The sequence below is a fragment of the Yeosuana marina genome (assembly GCF_011762485.1).
GTDB classification, from domain to species: Bacteria; Bacteroidota; Bacteroidia; order Flavobacteriales; family Flavobacteriaceae; genus Yeosuana; species Yeosuana marina.
Genome location: NZ_JAAKGI010000027.1, coordinates 73,747 through 94,917, shown reverse-complemented (window position 1 = coordinate 94,917; position 21,171 = coordinate 73,747). Strand labels below are relative to the sequence as shown.

17 protein-coding genes are annotated in these 21,171 nt (G+C 29.4%); 15 read left to right on the top strand and 2 right to left on the bottom strand.

All coding sequences use genetic code 11. The features are described 5' to 3' along the window. Nucleotides 1–2 precede the first annotated feature (2 nt). From G5V56_RS14735 to G5V56_RS14665, 15 genes are all read left to right on the top strand, one after another. The gene (locus G5V56_RS14735) at nucleotides 3–1,556 is read left to right on the top strand and encodes a lipopolysaccharide biosynthesis protein (protein ID WP_166966460.1); all 1,554 of its coding nucleotides are present in this window, start codon (nucleotides 3–5) and stop codon (nucleotides 1,554–1,556) included. Between the two features lie 4 nt (nucleotides 1,557–1,560). Continuing rightward, complete coding sequence (locus G5V56_RS14730) at nucleotides 1,561–2,805, top strand: glycosyltransferase (RefSeq protein WP_166966458.1); 1,245 nt, start codon at nucleotides 1,561–1,563, stop codon at nucleotides 2,803–2,805. A 4-nt stretch (nucleotides 2,806–2,809) separates the two neighbouring features. Continuing rightward, entirely contained in the window at nucleotides 2,810–3,421 is a 612-nt protein-coding gene (locus G5V56_RS14725) for a CatB-related O-acetyltransferase (protein ID WP_166966456.1), read from the top strand. Continuing rightward, the gene (locus G5V56_RS14720; RefSeq protein ID WP_166966454.1) at nucleotides 3,411–4,559 is read left to right on the top strand and encodes a glycosyltransferase family 4 protein; all 1,149 of its coding nucleotides are present in this window, start codon (nucleotides 3,411–3,413) and stop codon (nucleotides 4,557–4,559) included. Before G5V56_RS14725 ends, G5V56_RS14720 begins: the two co-directional genes overlap by 11 nt. Further along, on the top strand, nucleotides 4,556–5,485 hold the full coding sequence (locus G5V56_RS14715; protein WP_166966452.1) for a glycosyltransferase family 2 protein: 930 nt from the start codon (nucleotides 4,556–4,558) through the stop codon (nucleotides 5,483–5,485). The genes G5V56_RS14720 and G5V56_RS14715 overlap by 4 nt, the downstream gene beginning before the upstream one ends. Further along, nucleotides 5,475–6,218 carry a glycosyltransferase family 32 protein gene (locus G5V56_RS14710; RefSeq protein ID WP_166966450.1) on the top strand — a complete coding sequence of 248 codons (744 nt, stop codon included), beginning with the start codon at nucleotides 5,475–5,477 and terminating at the stop codon, nucleotides 6,216–6,218. The genes G5V56_RS14715 and G5V56_RS14710 overlap by 11 nt, the downstream gene beginning before the upstream one ends. Continuing rightward, nucleotides 6,215–7,381, top strand: coding sequence for a non-hydrolyzing UDP-N-acetylglucosamine 2-epimerase (gene wecB, locus G5V56_RS14705; protein ID WP_166966449.1), 1,167 nt, complete (start codon nucleotides 6,215–6,217; stop codon nucleotides 7,379–7,381). The genes G5V56_RS14710 and wecB overlap by 4 nt, the downstream gene beginning before the upstream one ends. A 15-nt stretch (nucleotides 7,382–7,396) precedes the next feature. After that, nucleotides 7,397–8,518, top strand: coding sequence for a glycosyltransferase family 4 protein (locus G5V56_RS14700; protein ID WP_166966447.1), 1,122 nt, complete (start codon nucleotides 7,397–7,399; stop codon nucleotides 8,516–8,518). 200 nt (nucleotides 8,519–8,718) lie between these two features. Next, nucleotides 8,719–9,735 (top strand): acyltransferase, encoded by a 1,017-nt coding sequence (locus tag G5V56_RS14695; protein ID WP_166966445.1) that lies wholly within the window; start codon nucleotides 8,719–8,721, stop codon nucleotides 9,733–9,735. Nucleotides 9,736–10,020: 285 nt separating this feature from the next. After that, nucleotides 10,021–11,121, top strand: a complete 1,101-nt coding sequence (locus G5V56_RS14690) for an EpsG family protein (protein ID WP_166966427.1) — start codon at nucleotides 10,021–10,023, stop codon at nucleotides 11,119–11,121. Between the two features lie 10 nt (nucleotides 11,122–11,131). Further along, the gene (locus G5V56_RS14685) at nucleotides 11,132–12,016 is read left to right on the top strand and encodes a glycosyltransferase family 2 protein (protein WP_166966420.1); all 885 of its coding nucleotides are present in this window, start codon (nucleotides 11,132–11,134) and stop codon (nucleotides 12,014–12,016) included. A gap of 2 nt (nucleotides 12,017–12,018) precedes the next feature. Continuing rightward, nucleotides 12,019–13,161, top strand: coding sequence for a glycosyltransferase family 1 protein (locus G5V56_RS14680; protein WP_166966413.1), 1,143 nt, complete (start codon nucleotides 12,019–12,021; stop codon nucleotides 13,159–13,161). A gap of 3 nt (nucleotides 13,162–13,164) precedes the next feature. After that, on the top strand, nucleotides 13,165–14,541 hold the full coding sequence (locus G5V56_RS14675; RefSeq protein ID WP_240911332.1) for a phenylacetate--CoA ligase family protein: 1,377 nt from the start codon (nucleotides 13,165–13,167) through the stop codon (nucleotides 14,539–14,541). Nucleotides 14,542–14,545: 4 nt separating this feature from the next. Next, on the top strand, nucleotides 14,546–15,964 hold the full coding sequence (locus G5V56_RS14670; RefSeq protein ID WP_166966410.1) for an MBOAT family O-acyltransferase: 1,419 nt from the start codon (nucleotides 14,546–14,548) through the stop codon (nucleotides 15,962–15,964). A 4-nt stretch (nucleotides 15,965–15,968) separates the two neighbouring features. Next, a complete protein-coding gene (locus tag G5V56_RS14665; protein ID WP_166966408.1) occupies nucleotides 15,969–16,928 on the top strand; it encodes a hypothetical protein in 960 nt (319 codons plus the stop codon). A 46-nt stretch (nucleotides 16,929–16,974) separates the two neighbouring features. Here the strand turns inward: G5V56_RS14665 and G5V56_RS14660 are convergent, their stop codons facing one another. After that, the gene (locus tag G5V56_RS14660; protein ID WP_166966405.1) at nucleotides 16,975–18,945 is read right to left on the bottom strand and encodes a right-handed parallel beta-helix repeat-containing protein; all 1,971 of its coding nucleotides are present in this window, start codon (nucleotides 18,943–18,945) and stop codon (nucleotides 16,975–16,977) included. Between the two features lie 727 nt (nucleotides 18,946–19,672). Then, the gene (locus G5V56_RS14655) at nucleotides 19,673–19,894 is read right to left on the bottom strand and encodes a hypothetical protein (RefSeq protein WP_166966402.1); all 222 of its coding nucleotides are present in this window, start codon (nucleotides 19,892–19,894) and stop codon (nucleotides 19,673–19,675) included. Nucleotides 19,895–21,171: the final 1,277 nt, after the last annotated feature.

The following is a 21,171-nucleotide window of genomic DNA, read 5'->3' as shown; positions in this document are numbered from 1 at the left end:
AAATGTCGAGAACAAAAAAAACAATAAAAAATGCTAGAATAAGCTTAATTTTTTATATTCTTTTTACTTTAGTTGCCTTTTTCTCAAGAAAAATTTTTCTTGACTATTTAGGCCCAGAATTTTTAGGTTTAACGGCAACAGTTAGTAATATTTTAGGTTTTTTAAATTTAGCAGAATTAGGTGTAGGGACTACTATTGGGGTTTTTCTTTATAAACCGCTATATGATGAAAATCATGATGAGATTAACAAAATTATATCTGTCTTAGGTTATATTTATAAAAAAATTGGAATTATTGTTTTAATTATAGCTATAGTTGTATCGTGCTTTTTTCCTTTAATTTTCTCAAAAGTAACAATTTCACTTCCAATTATATATTTATGTTTTTATGTGTTTCTTACCAACTCCTTATTAGGCTATTTTGTTAACTATCATCAAACCTTATTATATACTGACCAAAAAGGTTATATCATAGCAATATATTATCAAAGTGCTAATTTATTAAGAATAATTTTACAATCACTTATAGCTTATTATTATCAAAGTTTTTTATTATGGATAATTTTAGAGTTTATTTTTTCAATTATTTATGCCGTTATAATACGCTGGAAAGTAAGGCAAGAATATCTATGGTTGAAATTTAATTTAATAGCATCAAAAGAGGATTTAGTCAATTATAAAGATATATTTAAAAAAATAAAGCAAGTATTTTTTCATAAATTTTCACATGTAATTTTTACGTCTACAGATCAATTAATGATTTACATTTATGTAAGTTTAGAAAGTGTAGCTTATTATAACAACTATTTACTAGTTTTTGGAAAAGCAACTTCTTTACTTAATAATTTCTTTGAGGGTACAAAAGCAGCTATTGGTAATTTGGTAGCTGAAAATGATTCAAAAAAGATAAAAAAAGTGTTTTGGGAGATGATGGCTTTACGTTTCTTTATTGGAGGCTTCCTTTTTATTACATTATTGTATTTAACAGAACCTTTTATTACATTATGGCTGGGGGAAAAATATATCATGGATCCTACAATTTTATTATTATTGCTAATCAGCCTTTTTTTAGGTCAAATTATAATTCCCATTGAAAATTTCCTAAATGCTTATGGTCTATTTCAAGATATATGGGCACCTACAACTCAAGCCGTTTTAAATATTATAATTTCAATAATACTAGGAAAATTAATGGGCATCTCAGGAATCATTTTAGGGTCTATATTAAGTACATTACTAATCATTGTGCCTTGGAAACCTTATTTTTTATATAGTAAAGGTTTCGAAAAATCAGTTTCTGAATATTGGATTGGGTTTTTTAAATTGGCGATGCCATTTATTGGTACCCTAATAATTATAAAATATATTTTATTTAATGTAGTCCTTTCAGATAAAATAACAACGGTAATAGACTGGATATATCTTGCTATAAAGACTTCTATTATTGCAGTTTTAGTGTATGGCTCACTATTGTTTATAATAAATCAAGGCTTTAGGGATTTATTTAAAAGATTTTATATGATGTCAAATAATCTGATAAACAAAATTTTAAAATAAAGATTTGAATAAAAAACTTAAAATACTATTCAGTGTTAATGGGTTTCCCGCTAAATCGGAAACATTTATAGTTAATCATATCGTTGCGGCTCTAGATGCAGGTATGGAGGTTGTTATTTTAGCAAATCATAAACAATCATTACAAGAGACAACACAACAAGATATTTTGCTTAAGTACCAATTGCTTGATAAGGTCGTTGTAAAAAAAGGAATGCCAAAAAACAAACTAGTGAGGGTTTTTACAGCCTTAAGCCTGGCGTTTACTAGCTTAAAAGCGTTTAAATTCTTTACAATACTGTTAAACCCCTTTAAATTTGGTTTTAGTAATTTTAATATGAATGCCTATTATGAGCTGTATCCGCTATTAAATCTCAACACGTTTGATGTCTATCATGCTCATTTTGGACAAAATGCCATTGGCATTGCTTTAGCAAAAGAACTAGGGGTTATTCATTCAAAATTAATAACTACGTTTCATGGCTATGATGCAGCTTCAGAAGATGTAAAAAGTAAACGCAACCTAATAATGAGTTATAAATATGTCTTTAAACATAGTAATACAATTACAGTAAACACACCTTATTTAAAAGAAGTCCTAAACGACTTGGGGTTCTCCGGTTCTATAATATTACCCATGTCTATCAATACCGATTTTTTTAAACCAGATGCTTCTTATAATAAAAATTTAAAATCAAAAACGATTCATCTTATTTCTATTGGAAGGCTTATGGCATTTAAATGTCATTATCTAGGAATAGAAGCGGTAAAAAATCTAATTGAAAAAGGGTATAATATAAAATATCATATTGTAGGTACAGGACCAGAATATAATAATTTAACGAATATCATTAAAAACTATCAGTTGGATGATAACATCATTTTAGAGAAAAATAAATCTCAAGAAGAGATAAAAGAATTACTACTAAATTCTGATATATTTTTAATGACCTCTAATTATGATAACTATGGTCGTAGAGAAACACAAGGTGTCGTAACCATTGAAGCGCAAGCTTGTGGCATACCTGTGGTGGCTTTTGCTTCTGGGGGAGTGCCATATACCCTAATCAATAATAAAACAGGGTTTTTAGTAGATGAAATGGATATAGAGACTTATACCAATAAACTAGAAGAACTTTTAAATGATTGGGCATTAAGAAAAGAATTTGGTAAAAATGCGAGACAATTTGTTCTTGATTATTATTCTAATAACGCTTGTAACAAACAACTTTTAGAAATCTATAACAATTAATAAAATGATACGTAGATTAAGACATATCTTATGGAGAGTGTTGGGGTTTGATTATCAAATGATGTTAAACAAAACAGATTATACCTTGCTACAAGATGACAATTTCACAATTAAAGGAGTGGGCACCTATGCAAATGGGGCTAAGGTTTGGCGTTGGTCAAATGCAAAATTAATAATAGGTAACTATTGCAGTATAGCAAACAATGTGAATTTTATCATGGACGAAGGCAATCATACAGACTCACCAGTTACAAACTATCCTCTCAAAGAAAGAATTCCAACTGAATTTTTATTAGATGCTAAGAATAAAAAACAAAAGGAAGGTATTACTTTAGGTAATGATATTTGGATTGGAATGGGATCCTACATTATGCCAGGGGTTTCTATTGGAAATGGTGCCATTATAGCGGCAAATTCGGTCGTTACAAAAGATGTGCCTGATTATGCAATGTTTGGAGGTAGTCCTGCTAAACTAATTAAGATGAAGCATGATGATAAACTAGTAAGTTCATTAAATATAATAGCTTGGTGGAACTGGGATTATAATAAGATAAAGAAACATATCAATGACTTTTATCTACCAATTGATCAATTTATAGAAAAACATGGCAAATAAATATCATATATTATTTTGCATTCCATCATTAGCCAGCACTGGTGGCATGGAAAAAGTCATTACGGCAAAAGCAAACTATTTTGCAGAGGTTATAGGGCATCATGTAACCATTCTTATTTCAGATCAAAATAATAAACCAATAAGTTTCCCTGTATCTAAAAATGTCACTTGTAAAGACTTACATATTAAAAATATGATATCGGGAGGCATTAAAGGGATTAGCTTTCTTAAAAATATCATTACGTTACGAAAAGTATATACCAAAGAGATTAATACACTAAACCCCGATATCATTATAGTTCCAGAACGGGGTTACGAAGATTTTATCATTCCCTATATCTGTAAACACATCCCAAAAATTAGAGAATATCATTTTTCAAGAAAAGCATCAGAATTACTTGAAAAAGAACTGCCATTGTCAACCAGAATAAAAAGCAGACTCATTAAACAATTCTATTTTAAACAATTTAAAAACTATAATAGTTTGATATTGCTTACTGAAAAAGACAAAAAAGAATGGAAACATATTAAAAATGTAAATGTGATACCTAATTATATAGAGTCTACAGCTGATGGGAAGCATGCTATTTTAACGCGTCCTAAAAAAGTCATTTCAGTGGGCAGTATGCAAAATGATAGAAAAGGGTTTTCAAATTTAATTAGAATATGGTCTAAGTTAAATAATACGAATCACTGGACATTACATATTTATGGAGATGGAACTTATAGGCCTGTTTTGCAAAAACAAATTGAAAAATTAAACTTACAAGATAGTGTATTCTTAGAAGGGAATAGTAACAGTATTAATCAAAAATACCAAGAATCACAATTGTTTTTATTTACATCTAAAGGAGAAGGTTTCGGGATGGTCATTGTTGAAGCACAACAACATGGGGTACCTGCTATTTCTTATGATTGTTACTGTGGCCCAAGCGATATTATTAAACATAATCAAGGGGGCTTTTTAATCCCTATGAATGATGAAACAGCCTTTATTAAGCATTGTGAATTACTTTTAAATAACGATAGATTAAGAAAAGAAAAATCGGAAGAGGCCTATATAAATGCAAAACGTTTTAATAAAGAAAATATCATGCCATTATGGGACGATTTATTTTTTAAACTAATAAAACAATGAATCTAGTATCCATTATCATACCAACCTATAAACGCAGTAATCGCCTACCCATAGCAATTAATAGCGTATTAAATCAAACCTATCCCAATATAGAGATTATTGTGGTAGACGATAATGGAGACAATCAATATAGTGCAGAAACAAAAAAAACACTACAACCCTATTTAGATAACAATCAAATCATATATATAGCCCACAAAACAAATCAGGGGGGCTGCGAGGCAAGAAATACGGGAGCCTTTGCCGCTAAAGGCAATTTTATTGCCTTTTTAGATGATGATGATTTTTATGAACCAACAAAAATAGAGGAACAAGTAAATTTTATTAATAATCATAAAGATTTAGATGCCTGTATATGCTCTATGTACCGGATAGATGAAAACAACGAGCAAATAAAATCTCGCGAAAATATAGCGCGTGGGGTCACATTACAAGAAGCCATTTTAGATGGCAACCTATTCACCTCCATGCTATTAATAAAAAAAGAGGTGTTTATTAAGTTAGATGGCTTTTCTGAAATACCAAGATTTCAAGATAAATACTTCCATTATAAATTTTTAGAAAACAATTATAAAATCGGTGTGCTAAACAAACAACTATTAACCTTGGTAGAGCATTCTGATATTAGAATTTCATTAGCCGCTCATGACAAAATAATAAAGGCACTTGATACTTTGCATAAAGTTGAATTACAGCATAAAAAAAGGTTTAGTCATAAAGAATGGCGTTTTATAATGCATAGACTCTTTTACAACAAAGCCTATACCGTATCGCAAGGATCGTTTAAAAACAAAATGGTTGGGCTTGGTTATATTATTAAATCATTGCCTTATTATACTGGAAACTATAATTGTTTTAAACTTGCTTTAAAAACCTTAACACCAAATTTTATTTTAAAACTTAATAGAAAAAGAAATGATACCTAAAATTATACATTATTGTTGGTTCGGTCGTGGAGAAATGCCAAAATTAGCTAAGATTTGTATGGAATCTTGGAAAAAATATTTACCTGATTATGAGTTAATGATCTGGAATGAAGATTCATTTGATTTAAACTCTAATTTATATACCAAACAAGCGTATGAGTCCAAAAAGTATGCATTTGTAACAGATTATGTCAGGTTATATGCTTTATATCATCATGGCGGTGTTTACATGGATACTGATGTAGAAGTTATTAAGAATATGGATTATTTCCTTCAGTTCCCTGCTTTTTCGGGATTTGAAGATGAAATAAATATTCCTACAGGGATTATGGCAAGTCAAAAAGGGGGATACTGGGTTAAATATTTATTATCTTACTATAATAATCGTTCTTTCATTTTACCTGATGGCACTTATGACACTCTAACAAATACAGCAACCATAGGAAAAATGACCAAAGAATTAGGTTTTATCCCTAATAATAAATATCAATGTATTAATGATGAAATTCATATTTTTCCAAAGGATTATTTTTGTCCAAAATCACAAGTTTCAGGCAAAATTGAACTTACTAGCAACACATATTGTATTCATCATTTTTCAGGATCATGGATGTCTTCTAAGAAAAAAAAACTTACTGAAACTAAAAGGAAATTAATGAGATTTTTAGGTGTTAAAAATATTGAATTTGTAATAAAAATTTTCAGATTAAAAAATTTAAAGAAATATTTATGAAAAAAATATTATTAGTTTTTGGCACAAGACCAGAAGCCATCAAAATGGCACCTTTAGTCAAAGAATTTAAAGCAAACGCTTCCTCATTTGAAACGATTATTTGTGTTACCGCACAACATCGTGAAATGTTAGATCAAGTACTACTTCTTTTTGATATTATACCTGACTATGATTTAGATATTATGAAGCAAGGTCAGGATCTATATGATATAACTTCAAGAGTTTTATTGAATTTAAGAACTGTATTAACAGAGGTGAAACCCGATTTAGTACTTGTTCATGGTGACACAACTACGTCTACCGCAGCAGCTTTAGCTGCATTTTATCAAAAAGTTCCCGTAGCACATATTGAGGCAGGTCTTAGAACCAAAAACATATACTCTCCTTGGCCTGAAGAAATGAATAGACAAATTACAGGACGCATCGCTACATATAATTTTGCTCCTACCCAACTAAGTAAACAAAATCTTTTAAGCGAGGGAGTGAATGAGGATAAAATTATTGTAACTGGTAATACAGTAATTGATGCTTTACATTTAGTATTGAAAAAAATTAAAGATACTAGTGATTTACAATCTGGTATTATTCAAGCCTTAGAAAAAATGGCCATTTCCTCATCCAAATTAGAAGGTTGGATGAATCATACTCGGAAATTAGTTTTAATAACTGGGCATAGACGAGAAAATTTCGGAACTGGTTTTCTAAATATTTGTCAAGCAATAAAAGAATTAGCAAATAAATATCCCAAAGTAGATTTCTTATATCCAATGCATTTAAATCCAAATGTCAGACAACCAATTTCAGAAGTATTTGGAAGTAATGCACTTGATAATGTTATATTTATTGAGCCATTAGAATATTTACCATTCGTTTTTTTAATGAGTAAGAGTTATTTAGTGCTAACGGATTCTGGTGGTATACAAGAAGAGGCCCCTGGTATTGGTAAACCTGTATTGGTTATGCGAGATACTACGGAAAGACCCGAAGGATTAGAAGCCGGTACAGTTAAATTGGTAGGTACCGATAAATCAAAAATAATTCAAGAAGTATCTAATTTACTTGATATTAAGAAATTATACATCAAAATGTCAGAAGCCAATAATCCATATGGTGATGGTCTAGCTTCTAATAGAATTGTAAGTTACCTAAAAAAAGAATTGTAAATAAATTACTGAAAAATGAAACTTATATATATTACTGAACAATTATACTTACATGGTGGTGCAGAGAAAACATTAACGCAAAAACTTAACTATTGGGCAGATACATATAATTATGAAGTGTTATTAATTACTTCAGAGCAAAAAAACAATAAACCATGCTATCCACTCTCAGAAAAAGTGAATCATATTGATTTAAATATAAATTATGCGGCAGGTTCTTATTTTAGTTGGAAAAACTTAAACAAAATATCAACGCATTATAAATTGTTAAAAAATGAAATAGAAAAATTTAATCCTGATGCTATATTTTTAATTTCCTTGTCTTGGGTTCGCTTTATCTTACCAATAATTGGAAAAAATTATAAAATTTATAATGAATATCACACATCTTATTTTGGTTTTTACATGGGATATAAAAAATCTTCATTTTTAGGTAAAATTAAATTTAAATTAAAACAATTTTTTATAGAACGTGTTGAAAATTATTATACGAATATTATTTTCTTAAATGAATCTGAACTTAAGCACTATAAAAGAAAAAACGGTGTTGTGATTTCTAATTTTTTTGATCCTATTGATAACGAATTAGAAGTTACTAAAAAAAATCAAATTATTAGTTTAGGTAGATTAAGTTTTCAGAAAGGCTATGATATGCTCATTGATGCCTGGGCTAAAATAGATAGTAAAATAACGGATTGGACACTTTTAATATATGGTAATGGTGATGATAAAACACAACTTTTAAATTTAATTTCTAGTTACAACTTTAAAAATACAGTTGAAATTAGGGATGCCATATCAAACGTAAATCCCATATTAGCCGAATCTAAATTTTATGTAATGAGCTCTAGGTTTGAAACGTTTCCTATGGTATTATTGGAAGCGTTATCACATGGACTACCAGTTGTCTCATTTGATTGCCCAACAGGACCTAGAAGTATTGTTAAAGAGCATGAAGATGGTGTTTTAATTAAACCTAATGATATTAGTGAACTCGCAGATAAAATTTTATCATTAATTAAAAATGAAAAACTAGTAAAAGAAATGTCTAACAAAGCTAAAGAAAATATTTATAGATTCAATCCTAAAATAGTGATGAAAAGATTTGATGATTTGATTACTCTTAATAACAATTAATTAGCTATTTGCAGTGAAGTAATTATTACTCTCCTTTTTGTGAAATTTAAAATTAAGAGATAAAAAAAATAAGGATGTGTCATAAAAACAATATTTTTTTTAAATATATAATTTAAAACAATGTGATTATGCCATTTGAGTGTTTATTTAGTTTAAACAATTATAATTTTTATAAAAACTATTACTAACTTTTTTATTTTATGAAAATACAGTACATAAACAATTTGAGAGCTTTCGCTTGTTATCTAGTAATATTAACCCACTCCGCTATGCCTGCAATAAGTGAGTCATATGGGATGTTTATGGTTTTTTTTGCTATAATTGCTTCTCCTAGTTCTGAATTATTTGTGATGATTTCTTCTAGTCTATTGGCTCCAACTAAAGAAGGAATGATTTTTTTTTATAAGAAAAGATTTTCAAAACTTTTAGGTCCTTTTCTTTTTTGGTCTTTAATTATATTAATTATTAAATACTTCCAAAATAAAATTTCATTAAATGAATTATTTTATGATTTAGCTCTTTTTCCAATTAAACCGGTTACAGGTGTTTACTGGTTTGTATATGCTATCTGTGGTCTATATTTAGTAATTCCAATAATTTCTCCATGGTTGAATATATGTAAAAGAAAAGAACTATTATTTGTTTTAGCATTATGGTCAATAACTTTATTTCTTCCTTATTTAAACATATTTTTAGACGATAGCATATATAACCCTAAAGGTGATTATTATTTCATTTTAACCTATTTTGGAGGATTTATAGGTTATTTATTTTTAGGCGTGTATTTGAGAAAATACCCTATTTTATACTTAAACAAAGTAAAAGCTTTTTCTTCTATATTATTTATCTTATTTCTGGGGTTATTACCAATAATTTGTGGCTATATTTTTAATAGAAATTTATTGATTTTAAGTAGAGAAAATCTTTCAATTACTAGCGCATTCTTTGTTATTGCAATTTTTACCTTTTTCCAAAATTTCAAGTTACCTCATTATATGGAATACGTTTTAAATATTATTGCTAAACACTCTTATGGAATTTATCTTATTCATATTATCATTATTCGAGATATAGTATGGCGTTTTTTGGAAAATAATAGAATATTTCATCCAGTTATTGAAACACCTTTAATTTCAATAGTGTCACTTCTAATATGTTTAGCAATTGTGCGCGTCCTAAGCTTTCTTCCAAAAAGCAAGTATATTGTTGGTGTTTAATTATTAATTCAACTATGCATTTAGTCTTTTAAACGAATTTACATCTCAGTATTAAACTTTTATTCAAAAAAAATATATTTTTCCGGTACTGGGGATAAATATTTCAAAAGAAATTATTAAAAAATATTATTATAAATTTAATCCTTATTAATAACTACCTAAAATTAATAAATACCATATTTGCTCTATTAATAAACTAATTACCCAAATTGAAAAGTTTTAAGAAAACTTGTATCCTTTAACATAATCTTAATTTTATAATTTAAGTTAGTAAAAAATTAAAAAATGATAACATTTATTCCTGCTGAAATATATTATGATTTATATATTTATTTTTCTTTTTTTTTAGTTATTGCAAATTTATTACATGCTTACACTTTATCTTTAAATTCTGAAAAAAATTTAAAGTTCTTAAGAACTTCTGGTATAATTTTGTTTTTATCTGTTATCCTGTATATTGGATTACGACCTGTAAGCAGGTATTTTGGTGATATGGGGGCTTATAGAGGTTTTTTTCATAACTATTCAATTGGGTTTCCTGTAACTTCAACTAAAGATGTTGTATTTCATTATTATATGAAATTTTTATCTAATTTTGTTAGTGTTCCTATTTTCTTTTTAATAACAGCCTTTTTATATATATTTCCAATGTATTTAATTTCAAAAAAAAATTTTAATAACTATTGGTTTTATGCATTTTTATTATTTGTTGTGTCTTTCTCCTTCTTTAGTTATGGTACAAATGGCATTAGAAACGGCTTAGCTACGTCTTTGTTTTTATGGGGGATTTGTTTTCCTAATAAGAAGATATTAATGATCATCTTATTTATATTAGCCAGCTTGGTCCATAAATCCTTGCTACTACCTATAGCAGCATATGTTCTAACTCTTTTTTACAACAAACCGAAAACATTTTTAAAATCATGGGTAATAGCTATACCAACTTCATTTATATTTGGCTCATTGTTTATTAGTCTTTTTACAATTTTGGGATTTGGAGATGATAGATTGGAGGGCTATCTTTCTTCAAGTATGGATGCTAGTAAATTTAGCAATACAGGATTTCGATGGGATTTTTTGTTTTACAGCGCTTTTCCAGTCTTTGCTGGTTGGTATTTTATAATTAAAAAGAAGTTTAAGGATGAGTTTTATTTTCGATTATATAATACTTATTTAATTTGTAATACATTTTGGATTTTGATTATTCGCGCTAATTTCTCAAATCGTTTTGCCTATCTATCTTGGTTTTTAATGGCAATCGTAATTATTTACCCCTTATTAAAGCAACAGTTTTTTAAAAACCAGCAAATCGTGATTGCTAAAGTAGTCACGGCCTATTTTATGTTTACCTTTTTAATGTACTTTATTTACTATGATGGAAAATAATAGTCAGCCTATGAAAACACTTACTGTTTTTACCCCCACCTTTAACAGAGCCTATTGTCTTCACCAATGCTATGAAAGTTTGGTACAACAAACAAATCAGAATTTTAGATGGTTGATTATTGATGATGGCTCAACCGATAACACCAGAGACTTGGTAGAATCATGGATACATGATCATAAAATTGACATCCAATACCACTATCAAGACAATCAAGGGATGCATGGAGCACATAATACCGCCTATAAATTAATAGAAACACCATTAAATGTGTGTATTGATAGTGATGATTGGGCTCCTGAAAATGCCATTGAAGACATACTGCAATTATGGAAAAAAATTGAATTAAATAAAGATATTGCAGGTATTGTGGGGCTTGATGCGGATAAAAACGGTAATATTATTGGGTCGCAAATACCAGACCATATCAAACAAAGTACATTATACGATTTATACCACAAACATCATGTGACAGGAGATAAAAAATTAGTGTATAAAACAGACGTTGTAAAACAGTTTCCACCATATCCAATATACAATGATGAACGGTTTGTTCCTTTGGGATATTTATATCAGTTAATTGATCAAAAATACAGCTTATTAACAACGAATGCCGTTTTTTGTATCGTGGAATATATGCAAGATGGATCGAGCCTTAATATATTAAAACAATATAGACGACATCCTAAAGGCTTTGCCTTTTCAAGAAAAAGTAGAATGCTGTTAGGACATACCTTTAAGGAGCGTTTTAAAAATGCCATACATTATGTGTCAAGCTCTATGTTTATTAAAAATAGTGCTTTTGTATCAGAATCTCCTCGAAAACTATTAACAATTATAGCCATACCGTTTGGTATCATGTTACATATCTATATTTTATATAAAACAAGAAAATAACAATGAGTGTAGTTAGGGTATTACAAGTTTTTACGGTCATGAACAGAGGGGGTGCAGAATCTATGATTATGAATTATTATAGAGCTATAGACCGCACTAAAATACAATTTGATTTTTTGGTACATAGAAAAGAAAAAGGAGCTTTTGATGATGAAATAGAAAGCTTAGGAGGAAGAATGTATAAATTAACGCCCATAAACCCCTTATTACCAAATAACTACTATAAAGCATTAAGAGCGTTCTTTAAAACAAACCAACAGTATAAAATTGTTCATTCTCACCTAAATACATTTAGTTGTTTTCCATTAAAAATTGCTAAAGAATTTAATATTCCGTGCCGTATTGCCCATGCACATATTGCTATTGAACCTATAAAACTTAAAGATGTCATACAAAAAAATGAAAGCTTAAAGGAAACGTTTAAAAAACTTATTAAATTTCAACTTAAAAAGAAAATTAAAAACGCCCCAACGCATTATTTCTCATGTGGCGAAAAAGCAGGAAACTGGTTGTTTGGCGAAGAAACTACATTTACGATTATGAATAATGCTATTGATACCGAAGCATTTACATATAACCCAGAAATAAGTAAATCATATAAAAAAAGAAATGCCTTAGAAGATAAGGTGGTGATCGGTCATGTAGGACGATTTTCAAGCCAAAAGAATCACTTGTTTTTATTTCAAATTTTTAAGAGTTTGCTTAACAAAAAAGACAACTGCGTTTTGGTTCTTGTAGGCGATGGTACTATGAGAGAAAAATTAGAGACAGAAGTTAAAAACTTAGAGATAGCAAATAAGGTACTGTTTTTGGGTGTACGCACAGATATTCCTCAATTATATCAAATGATGGATATGTTTGTTTTTCCGTCTTTTTATGAAGGGCTTCCGGTAACCTTAATTGAAGCACAATCTGCGGGCTTAAAAGTTTTTGCTTCTGATAAAATAACTAAGGAAGTTGCGCTCACAGACGATATAACATACCTACCCTTAACCGAAGATTCAGATATCTGGGCAGATAAAATTTTAGAAAAAATGACAGAAACAAAAAAGGATCATGTTGAATTGTTAAAAAACAAAGGCTATGATATTCATAAAAATGCAGAATTAGTTCAGGAATTTTATTTAAAACAAATACGTGTATAGAGTATGACAAATATAAAAGACAAGATATATCTAAAATCTCCACATATCGTTCAGAATATAATCATATCGTTATTTAATATAGTCGCTTATAATAAACGATATGGTTCTAAATATAAGGAGTTTAAAAAACAATATCTAAAAAACAGAAGCTTGTCTTATGACGACTTAAAAGACATACAGACCAAGAAGTATAGAGATTTTGTAAAGTATGTAAATGAAAAATCAAAATATTATAACAGCATCTTCAAAAAAATAAAAAATCCTGAAAACTTGGATAATATTCAGCAATTACCAGTTATAGATAAGGAAACATTACGAAAAAATATCCATGACATATATACCATAGATAAAAGTACCGGGGTTCTTTCTAAAACAGGAGGAACAACTGGTAAATCCCTTGAAGTTTTATATACCTCTACAGATATACAGGAGCGATTTGCCATACTGGATAATTTTAGAAATGGATTTGGATACCAATTAGGCAAGAAAACAGCATGGTTTAGCGGCAAAAATCTTTTAACTAAAAAAGATCTACAAAAAAATAGGTTTTGGAAAACAGATTATATATATAAGGTGCGCTACTACTCTACCTTCCATATACACACTACATATTTAGAACATTACCTAAAAAATCTAATATCCTATAAGCCTCAATATATGGTGGGCTTTCCATCTACCATGTATGAGATTGCTAAATATGGTAAAAATAATAATATAGAGTTTCCAGAGCATGTCATTAAAGCAATATTCCCAACAGCTGAAACCATTACGGATGATATTCGCCATGTGTTAGAAGGGTATTTTAAAACAAACCTATATAATCAATATGCATCGTCTGAAGGAGCACCATTTATAGTAGAATGTAAAAACAAAAAATTACATTTAGAATTGCAAAGTGGTGTTTTTGAAGTGTTAGATAACAATAACCAGCCTGCTCAAAAGGGAAGACTCATAGTTACCTCATTTAATACCCATGGAACACCATTAATTAGATATGATATCGGGGATGAAATTGAACTAAGTGACGACACCTGCTCTTGTGGGAATCATAATCCAACAGTAAAACAAATTTTAGGACGAATGTCTGATTATATTTATTCTGAAGAAACAGGAAAAATTAATTTAGGAAATATATCCAATTGTCTTAAAGGGGTTCATGGCATCATTAAATTTCAAATACAACAGCATGTACCAGATGAGATAATAGTCCTTATTAATAAAGATGAAAATATTTTCTCTTTAAAAGAAGAAAGCACGTTTCTAAAAAATATTATAGACCGAGTAGGACCACTAATGAACATTAAAATAGAATATGTAACGGACATACCTGTTGAAAAAAGTGGTAAGTTTCTCTTAGTTAAGAATACATTAAAAATCTAAGACCATGTTATTTAATTCATTTGAGTTTCTTGTTTTTTTTACAATAATTTTTATGCTTTATTGGCTGCTTAATAACAATCTCAGCAAACAAAATATTTTATTACTAATATCAAGTTATATTTTTTACGCTTGGTGGGATTGGAGATTTCTATCCTTAATAATTTTGAGTTCTTTTATTGATTTTAAAGCAGGTTCTGAAATATTCAAATCAAACACAGTTAAAAAAAGAAAAAATTGGTTACTAGTAAGTTTAATTGCAAATTTAGGTTTATTATCTATATTCAAATATTACAATTTTTTTGCCGAATCATTTACAGATTTAATGACTAAATTCGGATGGCATCCCAATGATTTAACATTAAATATTATTTTGCCTGTAGGTATAAGTTTTTATACATTTCAAACTTTAAGTTATACTATTGATATTTATAGAAAACAATTACAACCAACTAAAAACATCATATCTTTTTTTACTTATATCGCCTTTTTTCCCCAGTTAGTTGCAGGCCCAATTGAAAGAGCTACTAATTTACTACCACAGATAGAGAAAAAAAGGATTTTTAAAAAAGAATGGTTTAATGAAGGTGTAATTCAAATATTAGTCGGTCTCTTTCGTAAAATAGTAATTGCTGATTCACTAGGTATTTATGTAGATACAATCTATGGAGATATTGGGATTTATAATTCTACTTCCATAATATTAGCAACTTTTTTATATGCATTTCAAATATATTATGATTTTGCAGGTTACTCAGATATTGCGATTGGTACTGCAAAATTATTAGGATTCAAATTCAACCAAAATTTTAATCTGCCGTATTTTTCAAAATCATTGACTGAGTTTTGGAGAAAATGGCATATGTCTTTATCCTTTTGGTTAAGAGACTATTTATATATCTCACTAGGAGGCAATAGAAAAGGAATAAAAATTACATACCGCAATTTAATGCTAACCATGCTGCTAGGGGGCTTATGGCATGGTGCTAATTGGACCTTTATTATTTGGGGTGGTATACATGGTACTGTATTAAGCTTAGAAAAATATTTTAAATCTACTCCATATGCGCATAAATTAAATGGTTTTGGGTTTCTAGGTTATCCAATAACATTTACTATAGTGCTATTCTCGTGGATATTTTTTAGAGCACAAAGTTTAAATTCCGCAACCATAGCAATAAAAAAAATAATTCAATTTGACTTTTCTATGCCATTTATAGGCGATATAAATTCAGTTATAAATGCTATACTTGTTTTATCAATGGGGATATTATTTGACCTTTATATCTTTAATAAAAAGATAGATTTAGAAAATTTTGGAGCAAAATTCAGTATTACTAAAATAGCCATTATATCTTCTGTCATTATAATTCTAATTAACCTATTTTATTCTACCTCGAATAATTTTATTTATTTTCAATTTTAAAGCTATGGACACAAAGAATTTAAAATATATTATAAAAACTTTTGTTTTTATTCTTCTTATTACACTTCTTGTCGACAAAATAGTTTTTTTTGTTCTTAATACAATAAGTGATCAGGTTTTTACAGGCCAAAGTATTGGTAAACTAAATCATTTTTTGAAAATAAAAGATGATGTTGATTTTATTGTTTTTGGAAGTTCAAGAGCCAATCATAATATAGATCCACTTATGATATCTCAAAATAGTTTCAATATGGGAATGGATGGGCGTAAAATAGCATACCCCGCAACTTTGATTAAACTTTTGCCAAAAGAAAAAAAACAAATAATCTTATTACAAATTGATACAGAAAATGCATTTTCAGAAAATTATACAGGCGTTGATATACAAGCTTTGAATTCAAAATATAACAGAAATAAAATTATAAAAAATGAAATTGATAAATTAGGACAAAATAATATTATCCAAAATTTTTATTGGAGTTTGAGTTATAATAGTTCTGTCTTGGGAATATTAAAAAACTATTTCAAACCAAATTATAATTATAAAACGTATTTTGGTTATGACCCTATTTATGTAAATGAAAATCAAAGAAAAATTTTCAAAAATATTCTAAGCGACGAAATATCAGAAAAATGTCAACAGCGGTTGGCTATAAATAAAATTTATAACAGCTACTTAGATGAGCTAAAACTATTTTGTGAAGAAAATAATAAAACAATCATTTTTTTCACTTCGCCAAAATTTAATGATACCTGTAAAAATGACAATGATAAATTAAGTGAAATTATGAAAACAAAAAAATTAATATATTATGATTTAACAGATTATTTTAAGGGAAACAATTTACTTGGATATTGGAAGGACAAAGATCATTTGTCTAAAGAAGGAGCTGAGTTATTTACACAATCAATTAAAAAAAAATTAACTAATCATATATTGGGGAAAGAATACACCTTTCATTGAGAAAAGTGTATTCTTCAATTTGAATAGGAACTGCTCTAAAATATTTTTAATTACACGTATTATTATAAATATTAAGGTTGGTATTATCTTGTTTATCCCTTATACATTCAGAAGTTCCGTTAATTGTAATAGCATTGTTAAATACTTCTATATTATCATTTAAGCTAGAAAAATCAAGACCTATTGAACCGTTTGTTTTAATGGTATTATTTGCAAATGTTGAATTAGTAGCACCAACCATTCTAAATCCGCCTTCATTAATATTATCATTAAACACTAAACCACTTAAATTATTAAAAGATGAAGTTCCTCCATTTGATTTTGTAGTGTTGTTTATTATATTAAAACTATTATTTGTGTTATCTAAATTAACATCCTGCATTTTAAAGGCACTTAATACTACATCAATAGTATTGTTTTTAATAGTTACATTATTTATTGAGCTTGTTGAAGCTTTTGTTATAATCCCCATACTTCTGTCTGATGTACTTTTTATAACATTATCATGTATGCTACTATCTTTTAACTCATTAATTATAATACCTGTTTTGCAATTAATAATCTCGTTGTCATAAATCTCATTATTGAAATTAACTACATCTAAACCAATAGCGTACCCAGTCACTTTATTACCATAAATTTTATTGTTATAGTTTCCATAAATAGTAGGAGAAACACCTCCTAATAAACCTGTACTACTTGTTTTTTGCTCATTAGACGTTGCTATTATAGTATTGTTTCTAATAACTGAATCGTGCGATTCATAAAAACCAATAGAGCCTTGTGTATTATTATCTTCAATGGTTACATTACTTCCAGATGCAATATAAAAAGAGAAAAATGCAGCACCCGTTTCTGTATTGTTTCTTATAGTAATATCTTTTGCTATTTGATAAACAACACCACCATTGTTTTGTGCTTCAATATCAATAGCCATTCTTGGCGCAGTTCCTTTTGAAAGTTCTGTGTCTACACCATTATCAATAAACTCATTATTTTCAATAACTATATTTCTTCCATCTCCTATGGAGATTCCATTACGTCTGTTTCTAATAATAGTACAGCCTGTTATTAAAAGGTTATCTGTTGGTCGGTAAAAAGTATCGTATGCATGACCATGTGAACCAATAGAAATTCCATCACCACCTGCATCTATACTGGTAATTCCTTTGATCGTAACATTCTCTGAACCTCCTACTCGTATTGAATGCCCCCATTCATGTGTTTCACCATCAGAATAATCATGGGTATCTCGGTCTCCATGAAAAAAACCTCCTTCTATAATTACATTTGATACTTTAAATACTGCTAATAAAATAGTGCTTTTATTATTATTTGGTTGCTGTCTTAAATGGGTGTTATCTGACATTAATAAATGAAAATCAGATGGTACATTAATAGCTCCTTCACTTGATTGAACAGTAGGATCATCTGTTTTAAAATAAGCGTCTAGGGTATCAATTTTAAAGGTTGTGGCCCCCAAAGCTTTAGCTTGTTCAAAATAGCTTACCAATAAATCACGATTACGTTGAGCTACGTCATCAGACACCTCACCTTGAACAATATCCCAACGTGTTGGATCAAAGTTAAAGGTAGGGTCTTTTAATTGTGGAGTACTACCGCTAAGGGTGACGCTGGAGTTTAACAACTCACCAGAAATGACAGAATTATCAGAAAAATTAAGCGTCCCGTTGGTAATATCGCCCCCTTCATAGAGGATGGTAACATTAGAAGGTAAATTAATGGTTTGGCCATTTAAATCCATCAAACAATTGATAATAATGGTATCCCCAGAACTGGCGGTGCTTAAATCAAAATCACAGGGTGTGGTTGTATTAACGGGGTCAACGGTATCTTCAGGAGGGGTCGGGGTATCCGTACTAGTAGAATCGGTAGGCGTGGTGGTCTCAACAGGCGTATCGGCCGTAGGTTCTACAAACAATTCTTCATTATTACAGGAAGCAATAGAAATGGTTACTAAAAAAATAAAGAGCATAGGTTTTAAAATAGACGTCATACAATTAAAATTTAGGGAGGGAATCATTAGTGTTTTATAAAATTAAATATTATTTAAAAAAAATCGTTTAAGAGTTTTGTTATTTCGACAAAATACATAGTGGTTTAGAATAATTTTCGTTTAAGTGTAATTTAATATCGATAAACTGTTTTTTAAAATAATAATATACCCTATCTACGACAATCAAGACGTTTTGGATCTTTATTTTTTTTGAAACACAAAAATAAGGGAATAGTACAGGTTTAAAAGGTCTTGTTAATAACTATTAATAACTTGATAGTGGGATGGTTATAGGAAGTAGTTAAATGGCAAAACTATTGAAGTAAAAATAAAAATTAATAGAAAAATAGGCTGGATATTCATTAAGCTGATTTACCTTGAAGACTCATAGTAGATTGATTAATCATATGAAATAATAGCATCATGGGGGAAATCCATAGACTCACAAAACTCTTTAATACTAACAGGGCGTTTTGAGCATCTTTAATAGTTCTAACCAATTGGCAGGAATAGGTATAAGGTTTGCCTCATAGGGTAGCGATTTTTTTATCATACAATTCAAGAATAAATGAACTATAAATAACCATTAAATGGATTATTAAATTGTTGATAATTTTAACTGCAAAATACATATACTTTGAATCAAGGCACAGGTCTTATTAAGATAAATAAAAGGAATAGAAGGAAATTGGGGAGGGAAAATAGAAAAAGATAGAGAACGCAGGGATTAAGCTGACTTACCTCGAAGACTCATTGTAGATTGATTAATCATATTAAAAATATCATCATGGGGTAAATCCATATACTCACAAAACTCTTTAATACTAATGGAGCGTTTTGAGGTAATACCATAAGCATCTTTAATGGTTCTAACCAATTGGCAGGAATGGGTATAACTTTTGCCTAATATAATGGCGATTTCTTTCGGGTAAATACAATATCGGTACATAAACTACAATATGTTGGGTGTTTCTTAAACACGGTTCCTAAATGTTTTAAAATTGCTTTCATCCTTTCATAAATTTAATTAGTTAACAAAACAAAATTAACGAAATGTTAAGGATGTGTTAAAAACCGTAGAACGAGTTATTAAGAAAGTTATTAACATGATAAAACCTACGATTCAAAGTTACGAAAGAAACCTAATAATCATGGGTAAAACAGACACCCAATTATAAACAATGTCTTAACAAAAAAGCTGTTAATAACTTAACAAAATAGTTCATTAGTTAGATATAAAGTAACATTCCCATTACAGACTGGGCATAAAACAACCGCATCAAAACCCTTAAATATGTTTACAAAAAAACCAAGCCCTTACTCCCACAGCATACATCGTATCAAAACATAACTCCTTGTCAGTTCGAGTGAAATCCTTGAAAAGGGTTTTGTATCGAGAACCTTGTCAGTTCAAGTGATCTACGGAGGAACGACGTAGATTGTATCGAGAACTATTTTTAGTGTATTGCTTCTCGATACAAATTTGTTCCGTTGCACTACACAAATCCACTCGAAGTGACATTTAGTTTTTAAATACCCTTCTGTTCCTCTCTGTCAGTTCGAGTGATCTACGGAGGAACGACGTAGGTTGTATCGAGAACCTTGTCAGTTCGAGTGATCTACGGAGGAACGACGTAGATTGTATCGAGAACCTTGTCAGTTCGAGTAATCTACGGAGGAAAGACATAGATTGTATCGAGAACCTTGTCAGTTCGAGTGATTCGACGCAGGAGAATTGTATCGAGAACTATTTTTAGTGTATTGCTTCTCGATACAATTTTCTCATACTTCGAAAACCACTCGAAGTGACATTTAGTTTTTAAATAACCTTCTGTTCCTCTCTGTCAGTTCGAGTGATCTACGGAGGAACGACACAGGTTGTATCGAGAACCTTGTCAGTTCGAGTGATTCGACGTAGGAGAATTGTATCGCGAACTATTTTTAGTGCATTGCTTCTCGATACAAATTTGTTCCGTTGCACTACACAAATCCACTCGAAGTGACAGTATTAACGCTTTTGTCAGTTCGAGTGATCTACGGAGGAACGACATAGATTGTATCGAGAACCTTGTCAGTTCGAGTGATTCGACGCAGGAGAATCGTATCGAGAACTATTTTTAGTGTATTGCTTCTCGATACAATTTTCTCATGCTTCGAAAACCACTCGAAGTGACATCTAGGTTTTTAAATAATCACTCGTTACCCCTGTCAGTTCGAGTGACCTGT